Source organism: Bacillus sp. NP247 (assembly GCF_018966865.1).
Lineage (GTDB): Bacteria > Bacillota > Bacilli > Bacillales > Bacillaceae_G > Bacillus_A.
This window is the reverse complement of the sequence record NZ_CP076653.1, coordinates 3,284,533-3,297,261: the sequence shown is the minus strand read 5'-3', so window position 1 is coordinate 3,297,261 and position 12,729 is coordinate 3,284,533. Positions and strand designations below refer to the sequence as shown.

The 12,729-nt window shown below is 35.5% G+C and carries 10 protein-coding genes and 1 pseudogene; 4 read left to right on the top strand and 7 right to left on the bottom strand.

The annotated features are described in order from the left end of the window. Nucleotides 1–4: 4 nt before the first annotated feature. A complete protein-coding gene (locus KPL75_RS17215) occupies nt 5–1,195 on the bottom strand; it encodes a glycine C-acetyltransferase (RefSeq protein WP_219917108.1) in 1,191 nt (396 codons plus the stop codon). A 213-nt stretch (nt 1,196–1,408) separates the two neighbouring features. Here KPL75_RS17215 and KPL75_RS27845 point away from each other — a divergent pair. Further along, a pseudogene (locus KPL75_RS27845) lies at nt 1,409–2,250 on the top strand (class I SAM-dependent methyltransferase). 32 nt (nt 2,251–2,282) lie between these two features. On the opposite strand, the gene KPL75_RS17200 reads toward KPL75_RS27845, so the two are convergent. Genes KPL75_RS17200 through KPL75_RS17190 form a run of 3 tightly spaced genes read right to left on the bottom strand, consistent with a single transcriptional unit; the run spans nt 2,283 to nt 5,176 of the window. Beyond that, nucleotides 2,283–3,104, bottom strand: a complete 822-nt coding sequence (locus tag KPL75_RS17200) for an ABC transporter ATP-binding protein (RefSeq protein WP_219917107.1) — start codon at nt 3,102–3,104, stop codon at nt 2,283–2,285. A gap of 12 nt (nt 3,105–3,116) precedes the next feature. Next, nucleotides 3,117–4,175, bottom strand: a complete 1,059-nt coding sequence (locus KPL75_RS17195; protein WP_219917106.1) for a FecCD family ABC transporter permease — start codon at nt 4,173–4,175, stop codon at nt 3,117–3,119. Continuing rightward, nucleotides 4,172–5,176 carry a FecCD family ABC transporter permease gene (locus tag KPL75_RS17190; RefSeq protein WP_219917105.1) on the bottom strand — a complete coding sequence of 335 codons (1,005 nt, stop codon included), beginning with the start codon at nt 5,174–5,176 and terminating at the stop codon, nt 4,172–4,174. Before KPL75_RS17190 ends, KPL75_RS17195 begins: the two co-directional genes overlap by 4 nt. Before the next feature lie 172 nt (nt 5,177–5,348). Between KPL75_RS17190 and KPL75_RS17185 the strand changes: the two genes are divergently transcribed. Together KPL75_RS17185 and KPL75_RS17180 are read left to right on the top strand one after the other, a co-directional pair. After that, the gene (locus KPL75_RS17185; protein ID WP_219917104.1) at nt 5,349–6,317 is read left to right on the top strand and encodes an ABC transporter substrate-binding protein; all 969 of its coding nucleotides are present in this window, start codon (nt 5,349–5,351) and stop codon (nt 6,315–6,317) included. 379 nt (nt 6,318–6,696) lie between these two features. Further along, on the top strand, nt 6,697–8,082 hold the full coding sequence (locus tag KPL75_RS17180) for a peptide MFS transporter (RefSeq protein ID WP_003187347.1): 1,386 nt from the start codon (nt 6,697–6,699) through the stop codon (nt 8,080–8,082). Between the two features lie 41 nt (nt 8,083–8,123). Here KPL75_RS17180 and KPL75_RS17175 read toward each other — a convergent pair whose 3' ends face one another. After that, a complete protein-coding gene (locus tag KPL75_RS17175; protein ID WP_219917103.1) occupies nt 8,124–8,303 on the bottom strand; it encodes an acid-soluble spore protein H in 180 nt (59 codons plus the stop codon). A gap of 207 nt (nt 8,304–8,510) precedes the next feature. After that, a complete protein-coding gene (locus KPL75_RS17170) occupies nt 8,511–8,798 on the bottom strand; it encodes an ArsR/SmtB family transcription factor (RefSeq protein ID WP_001075217.1) in 288 nt (95 codons plus the stop codon). A gap of 811 nt (nt 8,799–9,609) precedes the next feature. Here KPL75_RS17170 and KPL75_RS17165 point away from each other — a divergent pair. Beyond that, complete coding sequence (locus tag KPL75_RS17165; protein ID WP_219917102.1) at nt 9,610–11,229, top strand: L-lactate permease; 1,620 nt, start codon at nt 9,610–9,612, stop codon at nt 11,227–11,229. A 43-nt stretch (nt 11,230–11,272) separates the two neighbouring features. On the opposite strand, the gene aspA is transcribed toward KPL75_RS17165, so the two are convergent. After that, a complete protein-coding gene (gene aspA, locus KPL75_RS17160) occupies nt 11,273–12,706 on the bottom strand; it encodes an aspartate ammonia-lyase (RefSeq protein WP_002091005.1) in 1,434 nt (477 codons plus the stop codon). Nucleotides 12,707–12,729: the final 23 nt, after the last annotated feature.

The window sequence follows — 12,729 nt, the reverse complement described above, 5'->3', positions numbered from 1 at the left end:
TTACTTAAATGATGCCCATTTCTTTCCCTACTTTTTCATACTTACGAATTGCTTCATCTAACATTTCTTTCGTATGGGCTGCTGTAGGCATATTACGAACACGTCCCATTCCTTTTGCTACGGTTGGGAATACGATAGATTTTGCGTAAACGCCTTCTTCATTTAAACGTTTACTAAATTCTTGTGTTAATACTTCATCACCGATAATACAAGGTGTAATTGGTGTTTCACTTTCTCCAATGTTAAAGCCAAGTTCTTTTAACCCTTGTTTTAAGTAGCGACCATTTTCCCATAAACGATCGTGTAACTCTGTGCTTTCCATTAGAATTTCAATTGATCTCATACAAGCAGCTGCATCAGCTGGTGTTAAAGCCGTTGAGAATAAGAATGGACGTGAACGCACTTTTAACCAATCGATTAAGTTTTGTTTCCCAGCTACATATCCACCAATTACCCCAATTGCTTTTGATAATGTACCAATTTGGAAATCAACTTTATCAGAAAGGCCGAAATGTTTTACAGTACCTGCACCTTTGCCAAGTACACCTGAACCGTGTGCATCATCTACATATGTCATTAAATCCAGCTCTTCTGCAATTTCAACAATCTCTGGTAATTTTGCAATATCTCCATCCATTGAGAAAACACCGTCTGTAATAACCATTAATTTATTATAAAGACCTGATTCTTTTGCCTCGATTGCTTTTTTGCGTAAATCTTCCATATCAGAATGCTTATAAACGATGATTTTCGCTCTTGATAGACGACTACCATCAATAATAGATGCGTGGTTTAATTCATCTGAAAGAATCGCATCATTTTTATCCATAACAGCTGAAATCGCTGCCATATTACAATTAAACCCTGATTGATAAGCAATTGCTGCTTCTGTATGTTTAAACTTTGCAATTGTTTCTTCTAATTTAATATGCAAATCTAAAGTACCGTTAATTGTACGAACAGCTCCTGCTCCAACGCCGTACTTATGAATTGCACCAATTGCTGCTTCTTGCAAACGGCTATCTGTTGCTAATCCAAGATAGTTGTTTGAAGATAAGTTAATATATTCTTTTCCGCCAATTGTAATGATCGGTCCATTTGAACTCTCAAGCGGATCAATTACGTTATAAAGCCCTTTTGATTTTAAATCCTCTAAATTTTCTTCTAAAAATTTCGCAAGTGTTTTACTAGACATTGTGAAGCCTCCCATCGTTCATGTAAGCGGATTATTATCTTAATAGTTCTAATAATCCCTCTACTAGCTTAACACGTTTTCAGAATTTATTATAGAAAAATAGCTTAAAGTAACCGCTTACAATTCTAAATTATATATGATTCATTACAAGAAATCTATCATTTACATTTCATATTTGATAGAATTAAAAAAATATTTAGGGAGGCTTCAAACATGGCATTTACAGAATCTGATGTATATAATAACGAAGCATTTTTTGAGCAATATATGAAAAGAAAATATCGCGAAAATAGCCCCAATGAATCCATTGAGAAGCCAGCATTCTTTCAACTCATTGGTGATGTAAAAAGAAAGCAAATTCTCGATTTAGGTTGTGGCGATGCCAAGTTTAGTGTGGAATTATTAGAAAACGGATGCCACTCTTACACTGGCATTGAAGGCTCTCAGCTTATGTATGAAAGAGCAGTAAAACAACTAGAAAATAAAGTGAAACTTTAATCAGTGGGGGTTTTACGGGCAGTTGATCTCCCACCTAACTCCTTCGCATTTGCCGAATTTTGAGGTGGGAGTCTTACTGCCCGTTAATGCGGGATAAAAATGGGACCGTCCATTTTTTAAACCTCAAAGACTACACATACCCTCCTGCTACTTTTGATTTAGTAACATCTAGACTTGCCTTACATTATATTGAACATCTTCCTATCATTTTTCAAAATGTGTACGAAACATTAAAAACAAATGGAGCCTTTACTTTTAGCGTTCAACATCCTATTATTACCTCTTCATTTGAAAGCTTACAAACGAGTGGGAAAAGAACGAGCTGGCTCGTCGATGATTATTTTAAAATGGGAAAACGCGTTGAGCCTTGGATTGAGCAAGAAATTATTAAATACCATCGTACAACGGAAGAGTATTTTACATTATTACAACAAGCCGGATTTACAATTACAAACTTAAAAGAAGCTACACCAAATCAAAAATGTTTTCAGGATAAAGAAGAATATGAACGTCGCTTACGTATTCCCCTTTTCCTACTATTTTCTTGCAAAAAATAAAAAAAAACGATGAATTACTCATCGTTTTTTTGTTATCTCATCGCCTGAACAGCTTCTTTACGTACACTTCTTCCTCTTCCGTGCGGGATACAGAGCGGTGTTCCAAATAACGGATCAGCGCTTATTTGACACTCCATACGGAATACATCACGAACTAACTTTTGATCAACAACTTCTTCTGGTTTACCTTGCGCATATATTTGTTTATCTTGAATAGCTACAATGTTGTCTGCATAACGGCATGCCAAGTTCAAATCGTGCAATACCATAACAATCGTTCTTTTCTCTGTTTCATTTAATTCGAATAATAAATCTAACACTTCAATTTGGTGAGTCATATCTAAATATGTAGTCGGCTCATCCAGTAAAATAATATCGGTATCTTGTGCAAGGGTCATTGCAATCCAAGCACGTTGACGTTGTCCACCTGAAAGAGCATGCACATCACGCTCAGCAAATTCTGTCATGCCTGTTGCTGCAAGTGCCTTCTGTACCATTTCCTCGTCTTTTTCTGACCATTGCTTTAACCAAGTTTGATATGGATAACGTCCTTGCTTTACAAGTTGTAATACTGTCAGCCCTTCTGGTGCTTGAGGTCCTTGCGGTAAAATTGCCATTTGACGAGCTATTTGCTTCGTTTGCATACTTTGTAAAGCTTGATTATCTAACAAAATGTCACCATTTGTTGGCTTTAATAATCTAGCAAGTGAACGTAATAAAGTTGATTTTCCACAACCGTTAGAACCGATGAAGATTGTAATTTCACCTTTTGGAATTTCTAAATCCAACTCATCGATAATAATTGTTTCACCATAGGACAGCGTCAAACGTTTCGTCTCCAATGCTTTTTGCATATTCATCTCCCTTTATGAATTCCGACTTTTATAAAGTAAATAAATAAAATAAGGTGCACCAATTGCTGATGTAAATACCCCTGCTGGAATTTCAAGTGGTGTGAAAATTGTGCGCCCAATTAAATCTGCAGCGAGTACTAAAATTGCACCGACAATAGCTGCAACTGGGAGTAATGCACCGTATAAAGAACCAACTAATCTTCGCGAAATATGAGGTGCCATTAAACCAACAAACCCAATCCCTCCGGCAAAGGCAACTGCCCCGCCAATTAAAGCTGTACTAAGTAATAACATGAATACACGCGACTTCGTTAAAGGAACACCAAGTCCTACCGCTATATCATCCCCTAGCTCTTGTGCATTTAAATGTCTAGCAGTGATAAAGGATATTACCGTTAAGATGAGCACCCAAGGCGCAAGTACCATCACATTTTGCCATGAAGAGCCGTAAACAGTACCTGTAATCCATACATTTGCTTGACTCGCTTGATAAATTGGCGCTAACAACATAAATAACGTTGTTGCCGCTTTCGTTAACGCCCAAAATCCAACACCAATTAAAACAAGACTAATTGGTGATAAACCATCATTTTTCCATGCAAATAAATATACAAAAAGCGCTACAATCGTCGCTCCAGCAAAAGCTGCGAGCGGCATATAATGAATGCTTACTGTTAGCGCATTGTTTTTATCACTAAATATAGCTAAAAAGAGTACAACTGCAACACTTGCCCCGCCCGTAATTCCGATAATATCAGGGGAAGCAAGCGGATTTCTAACGAGCCCTTGTAAAATACAGCCTGCTACAGCAAGTGCGATTCCTACAAGGATTGCAATTAAAATACGCGGCATACGAAACTTATTTACAACCATATTTGACATCGCATCGCCATTTCCGGTAATCGCTTGCCATACATCATAAGGAGCAATTTTCATATCTCCCATACCTGCACTGGCAAAAAATAATCCTATTAAAATAGCTAGTAAACTGAATAAGACTAGAACAGCTCGTTTATACATCAAAAACGAGAGCCCCTCTTTTCCTATACGAAACGGAATATACTTCTTCATTTGCTAAGCCCTCTCTTACGTGCAATATAAATAAAGAATGGGGCCCCGATAAACGCTGTCATAACCCCTACTGGTACTTCTTGTGGCATAATGACATATCGTGCCGCTATATCGGCAAATAATAATAGCATGGCACCCAGCAGCCCGCTATACGGTACTATCCACCTGTGATCTACCCCAACAAGAGCTCTTGAAAAATGAGGAGTAACGATGCCAATAAATCCAATTGGACCAGCAACCGCAACTGAACCACCAGACAACAGTACAATAATAAGTAGTACGAATGATTTCATTAAAATTGTTCGTTGTCCGAGACCTTTTGCAACATCTTCTCCCATCATCAATGTATTTACTTTCCCTGCCATCATAAGAGATGCAATCCAGCCTACTAATAAATACGGGAATACAGATTGTAAAATTTCTATTTTTCTTCCTTGTACAGATCCGGCAAGCCAAAACAATACTTCTTCCATCGCCTTTTCATTTAAAACAAGTAACCCTTGTGTTAATGATGAAAATAAAGCACTTATCGCGACACCTGCTAATGTTAGTTTAAGAGGAGTCGTCCCTTCTTTTCCTAAAGAACTAGAAGTAAATACAAGTACAGCTGCAATTGCCGCTCCTAAAAAGGCAATCCACGTGAAAGCTGATAATGATGTCACGGAAAAAATAACAATTGCTACAACTATGAAGAACGCAGCGCCTGAATTTAATCCAATAAAATCTGGAGAAGCAAGTGGATTATTAGTTAAAGTTTGCATAAGACAACCTGCAACGGCTAAACTAGCACCAACACTAGCCGCAATTAACGCCCTTGGCAGACGCACATTTTGAATAATAATATGTTCATTGGAACCATTAAAATGGAAAAAAGCATCTAGCGCTAATTTCCAACTCGTATTTGTATATCCGAAAATAATACTTCCCCAAATACAAATAACGACTGCAATGATTCCAACAAATAATCCAATCCATTTTGCTTGATTTGTTTTTAATAACATGCAGCGTTTCCCCTTCAATGTATAATGATACGTTGTTAGTTTATTTCAACTTAATTCGCATTGTCAATAATACTGATAATCATTTTCAGTTATATATATTGACAACTGAGCAGCAAAGTTTTAATATCATGCTTGCAATTGAAAAATATTCTCAACATGTAGGAGGTACATAATGAATTTCATGCAAAAGAAATCGTTTACCGTATTTGTATTTCTATTAACTTTTTCACTGCTTTTAAGCGCTTGTGGAAAGTCAAATAACAAAGAAGAAGCAACAAAAGAAGATAATAAAAAAGAAATGATTACGGTTGAACACGCAATGGGTAAAACAGAAGTTCCTGCTAATCCAAAACGTGTCGTTATTTTAACGAATGAAGGAACTGAAGCTTTACTTGAATTAGGTGTGAAACCAGTTGGTGCTGTAAAGTCTTGGACTGGTGATCCGTGGTATCCACATATTAAGGACAAAATGAAAGATGTAAAAGTTGTTGGCGACGAAGGACAAGTTAACGTTGAAACAATTGCTTCTTTAAAACCAGATTTAATTATCGGTAACAAAATGCGTCACGAAAAAGTATATGAGCAACTAAAAGCAATCGCACCTACTGTGTTCTCTGAAACATTACGCGGTGAATGGAAAGATAACTTCAAATTTTATGCGAAAGCATTAAATAAAGAAAAAGAAGGCCAAAAGGTTTTAGCTGATTACGAATCACGTATGAAAGATTTAAAAGGCAAACTTGGCGATAAAGTAAATCAAGAAATTTCTATGGTACGTTTTATGCCTGGTGATGTTCGTATTTATCATGGCGATACATTCTCTGGTGTTATTTTAAAAGAACTTGGATTTAAACGTCCTGGAGATCAAAACAAAGATGATTTCGCAGAACGCAATATATCTAAAGAGCGTATTTCTGCAATGGATGGTGATGTATTATTCTACTTCACATTCGATAAAGGCAACGAGAAAAAAGGCTCTGAACTAGAAAAAGAATATATAAACGATCCTCTATTTAAAAACTTAAATGCAGTAAAGAATGGAAAAGCATACAAAGTTGACGATGTTATTTGGAATACAGCTGGTGGTGTAATGGCCGCTAACCTACTACTAGATGATATTGAAAAACGCTTTGTTAAATAATTTTATTCTAACCAGCTCCCTCTTTTATGGAGCTGGTTTTTTCATTTCACTGAAGTGTCACATTATTTCATTTTGTATTTTTATTACCGATATGTTATATTGTAAAAGTAAATATAGTTTATTTTCTCTATATCAGAATAAATATTCTAATCTAAATTTTCTGATTTATCACTATTTTACTTTCTTTTAGAATTCAATTACTACATTTGAAAACGCTTATTATCTTGTTTTCAGGGGAAAATACAATAACAGTTGAAGAAAAATAGATTTTTCCAGAAACTTTCTTGCTATTTCCATATAATTCTATTGACTTCTAAATATTTTGTGAATTAAAATAATTACATAAATATCCGTTATACAGGATTAGGGGGAAACAAAAATGGATACAGCTTTAAAATTAGACAAAGCTGGAGAACAACAATCACCAAAAAAACATCCACCAGGATTATATTTGTTGTTCTTAACAGAAATGTGGGAAAGATTTAGTTATTATGGAATGCGCGGCCTTTTAGTTCTTTATTTAACAACTGCTGCTGTTAGTGGCGGGTTAGGATTTGATAAGGCAGTCGCAGTGCAATTATATGGGACTTTTACAGCGGCAGTATATTTCATGCCAATTATAGGCGGATGGCTAACGGATCATTATATTACAAGACGTCATGCCATTACTCTCGGCGGAATTATTATGGCAATCGGCAACTTTGTACTATTCTCAATGAATACAAAAACAGGACTATTCCTTGGATTAATACTATTAGTTATTGGTAATGGATTCTTCAAACCAAATATTTCTACACTGTTAGGTGAATTATATGGTGAAAATGATTCACGTCGTGACAGTGCATTTACTATCTTCTATATGGGTATTAACGTAGGTGCTTTCTTTGCTCCACTTATTTGTGGATTTTTAGCAGAAGATTTCTTTAAAACAAGCGCTAATGGCGTTATTGTTATGGGATATAAATACGGATTCTTAGCAGCTTGTATCGGTATGATTATTGGACAAATTGTTTTCAACTTATTAGCTCCTCGTTACCTTGGTAAAGCAGGAACAACAGTTGTCGGTAAAAGATCAAAAAATCAGCCTGTAGTCGAAAAGAAACCTTTAACAAAACAAGAGAAAAATCGTACTTGGGCAATTGTAATTTTAACTTGTTTCGTAGTATTCTTCTGGGCAGGATTTGAACAAGCTGGTAGTTCTCTAACACTTTATACAAATAAATTTGTTGATCGTACAATTTTCGGTTGGGAAGTGCCAACATCTTGGTTCCAATCCGTTAACCCAGCATTCATCGTACTACTTGCACCATTTGTATCTATGCTATGGTTAAAACTTTCTAAAACAAAACGCGGTGATTTAAAAGTGCCAACAAAAATGGCATTTGGTATGATTTTACTAGGTATAGGTTATCTTGTTTTAACATTAGCAGTTCTAAAAACTGGAAGTAGTGAAGCAGATATAACTGTAAAAGCGAATTTATTATTCATCGTTATCACTTATCTCTTCCATACAATTGGTGAGCTATTCTTATCACCAATCGGTCTATCAATGGTAAGTGCAATCGCTCCTGTAAAATTAGCATCATTACTAATGGGGGTATGGTTAGCTGGTACGGGTATGGCTAACTGGTTAGCAGGTAAACTTGCTTCCTTTACACAATCATTAGGATACCTTGAAGTATTTGCAAGTATCGGTATTATCGTTATCATCTTAGGCTTTGTACTTCTTCTCTTCTCTAAGAAAGTTGCAAGTATGATGGAATAACACACAAAAAGACGCTTCTAAAATTAGAAGCGTCTTTTTTATTACTTCTCCTCTAAAGCTGTCACGTCCACATGAACGCTTTCACCAGGAGTCGATACATCATACACTTGAGCACTCCCCTTCTGCTCATCACAGCTCTCAATCCATACGGGGACTCCCTCATATGTAACATCAATTCTACTTGAAGAAGATAATATCTGTTTCACACGTTTTACATCCATTATATTGTTCCTCCTTTGGCTTACAACACTCCTTTTTATCTTTTCATATCCCTTCAGAATATATTCCGTCAATTTAGCACTTCAACCGATAGTTTGTTTCTTTCTAACGCGCTAATATATACGCTCTCAAATCTTCCTATTATTAGACCCTTTCCAAATAAAAAAAGACGTATATTTCACACGTCTTTTTTCCATAATATTCAAAAATTAAGAAAATAATGTTTTTACTACTTCACTTACTTTATCGTTATGAATTTGATAATACACTTCTAACCCGCGTCTCTCAAAGCGTACTACTTTATTTTGTTTTAATTTCGTTAAATGCTGCGAAACAGTTGATTGCGGAATTTCTAATACCTCTTGTAATTGTGTTACATTACATGTTCCACGCTGCATTAGTTCCATTACTAAACGTAGACGAAGTGGATGAGCTAATGCTCTTAACATCTGCACGTCTTCTTCTGAAATACGACAGTCAAATTGATTTTGGTTCATAAAGTTCCCCTCATTTTCGTTTTTTATTTTCTTTATTATTTATTTATATATCTGTTCTTATATTTCCTGTTACGACATAACTTTATCAACCTATAATGCTGAAAAATTTTTCCTCCTTTTATCAGCACACAGTTCAGGAAAAAATCCCTGCTGATTTTGAATATTATACTATATGATATAAAGAAAAAGCAAAACAAAGGGCTACGAATACTTTGCTTGCAAACGTTGTTTTATCAGGCTTTTTGTTATATTTTCACCTCATTGAAACGTACAGTAATGGTATTGTAAAATACCGTCTATAATTGATAACCTATCGTAACGCAGTTGAACCATATTTAACCTCTTTGTTACGCTAAAAGGAATTTTCAGTAAAAAGGGAAGATATAGTATTAAGAAATTACTTCTTATTTTTTATTCGTATTACAATTGGCTGGAATGTTATTCAAAACTTCCTATTAAATAAATACACCTGTCCTCCCCACTAGATCAAACAAGACAGATAAGCACTACGTATCAAACTTTATACTCGATACAACAGACGGCATCTAATATATGCCTGTCGGGACAATGACATATGAACAAGTAAAGGAATATGCAAATAATTTATACAGCACACTCAAATTTGTTTGAGTGCGTTTTTTGTCTACTTTATGAACAAAGCTTTCTTTTAACACTATTATGGAATAATTATACTTTTTTACGTTGACAATAGTGTTGAAGGAGAATATACTAAGCATGTAAGTTGATTGTGAATAGTTTCACAAATAATGTGAATTTCTTCACATATAAATAGATAGGAGTTGTCATCATTATGAGTACTTGGACACAAATTTATGACCCGTTAAACAACATTTGGTTATCTGCACTAATCGCTGCACTCCCAATTTTTTGCTTCATTATTTGTTTAGTGGGATTCAAAATGAAAGGTTATATCGCTGGTCTCTATAGTGTAATTGTAGCTATTATTCTTGCAATATTTGTTTATAAAATGCCAGCAACTATGGCCGTAGCATCTGCCGGATTTGGTGTTTTATCTGGATTTTATCCAATTTGTACTATTGTTATCGCAGCTATTTTCCTTTATAAATTAACTGTTAAAACAGAACAATTCAATGTCATTCGTGATAGTATTTCAAGCATTACAAATGATCAACGTTTACAAGTATTATTAATTGCTTATTCTTTCGGTGCTTTCTTAGAAGGCGCAGCTGGTTTCGGTGTTCCAGTTGCTATTACAGCAGCATTACTTGTAGGTATGGGCTTTAATCCATTAAAAGCAGCAGGTATTTGCTTAGTAGCTAATATCGCTGGTGGTGCTATGGGTGCTATGGGTATTCCAGTTACAGTACCTGCACAATTAACTCAAATTGATGCATTAACTGTTGGTCGTCAAACTGTTCTTATTTTACCATTCATTAGCATTGTTTTACCTTTCTTACTTGTTTCAATGGTCGATGGAATTAAAGGTATTAAAGAAACTTGGCAAGGTATTCTTGTAAGTGGTGTTTCTTTCGCAATTACTCAATTCCTTGTAACTTATTTCTTAGGTGCAGAACTTACTAATATTTTCGCAGCCGTTGTAAGTATGGTCTCTCTTGCATTATTCTTACGTGTGTGGCAACCAAAATCTTCTGCTAAAGAAGAAAAACAAGAAGAAAAAGAATCTCATACATTCAATCAAATTTTATATGCTTGGTCTCCATTCGTATTCTTAACTGCATTTGTAACAATCTTTAATTTAAAACCAATTAAAGCTTTATTTGCTCCGGATGGTCCATTGGCAAACTTAGTATTTAACATTCAATTCCCTGGTCTTCATAATGCGGTTATGAAAACTGCACCAATTACAAAGGCTGATACACCTTTCGCAGCTATTTTCAAACTAGATGTATTCTCTTCTACAACTACTGCGATTGTATTAGCAATTATCGTTTCACTTATCGTCTACCGCGTAAACGGCAAAATGATTAAAGAATTAATGATCGAAACAATAAAAGAATTAAAAGTTCCAGTATATACAATTTGTAGCGTTATCGCTTTAGCTTACGTAGAGAACTACTCTGGTATGTCATCTACACTTGGACTTGCATTCTCTTCTACAGGAAATGCATTCCCAGTTCTTTCTCCAATTTTAGGATGGATTGGCGTATTCATTACAGGTTCAGTCGTATCAAGTGGTTCATTATTCGCACCACTTCAAGCAGTAACTGCCGATCAGTTAAACCTCGTTCCATCTACTCTCGTTTCATTAAACGTAGTTGGTGGTACAATCGCAAAAATGGTTTCACCACAATCTGTAGCAGTTGCTTGTGCAGCAGTTGGACTAGTTGGTCAAGAATCTGCCTTATTTAAAACAGTGATGAAATATAGTTTAATCTTCTTAGCTATTATTAGCTTACTTCAACTTAACTCTGTATTTAATATCTTTTAAAATAAAACACCGATCCCTATATAAGGGGGATCGGTGTTTTATTTTATACTTTTTTATTTTTTAATAAAGATGCACCAGCAATTTCAGGATGCGTCATTTCGTATGGATCCAAAATAATATCAAGCTCTTCTGCTGTAAGTACACCATGTTCTAAACATAGTTCCCTAACAGACTTTCCTGTCGCAATTGCTTCACGTGCAATGCGAGAAGCTGCTTCATAACCAATATGAGGATTCACTGCTGTAATAACTCCAACACTTTTTTCAACATATTGCTTAAGCAACTCTTCATTCGCTGTAATTCCTTTAATACAATATTCACGGAATACACGGAATCCATTGTTCATAATACTGATGGATTGAATTAAATTAAATACTAATACCGGCTCCATTACATTTAACTCTAATTGTCCAGCTTCTGACGCTAAGCAAATTGTATGGTCATTTCCAATTACTTGGAAAGCAACTTGGTTAATTACTTCTGCCATAACTGGATTTACTTTACCCGGCATAATAGATGAACCTGGTTGACGAGCTGGTAATTGAATTTCCGCCAACCCAACACGTGGACCAGACGCCATAATACGAAGGTCATTTGCAATTTTAGACATATTCATCATACATACTTTTAGTGCTGCAGATACTTCTGTATATGCATCTGTGTTTTGCGTCGCATCAACTAAGTGCTCTGCACCAACAAGAGGGAAACCACTAAAAGTTCGTAAATGCTTCACAACTTGTTCTATATAAGTAGGGTTTGCATTTAATCCCGTACCGACAGCTGTCGCACCCATATTAACTTCGTATAAATGTTGACGAGACTGTTTAATTCTTTTTATATCACGCTCTAGTACTCTGCTATATGCTTCAAATTCTTGTCCAAGGCGAATTGGAACTGCATCTTGCAAATGTGTACGCCCCATTTTAATAACGTGATCAAATTCTTTTGCTTTATCATGAAAAGCAGAGTGAAGTTCTTCCATTGTAACAAGAAGTTCTTCCAGCATCATAAGGGTTGCAATATGAATCCCAGTTGGGAACGCATCATTTGTTGATTGAGCCATGTTCACATGAGTGTTTGGACTAATTTTCGCATATTCACCTTTTTCGTATCCCATACGTTCTAACGCTCTATTAGCAATCACTTCATTAGTATTCATATTAATTGAAGTACCTGCCCCGCCCTGAATTGGGTCTACAATGAATTGATCATGGAACTTTCCATCTACAATCTCTTGTGCAGCCTCTGCAATTTCTTGGCCGATATCTTTAGCTAAGTAACCTGTATCTATATTCGCAAGCGCTGCCGCTTTTTTTACAATTGCCATTGCCGTAATGAGTGACGGATGAATGCGATATCCTGTAATCGGAAAGTTTTCTACGGCACGTAATGTTTGTACACCATAATAAGCTACACTCGGTACTTCCTTTTCACCTAAAAAATCTTTTTCTATACGTATATCCTTCGTTGCTATCATTTTTCATCACCTATACTTTTCAT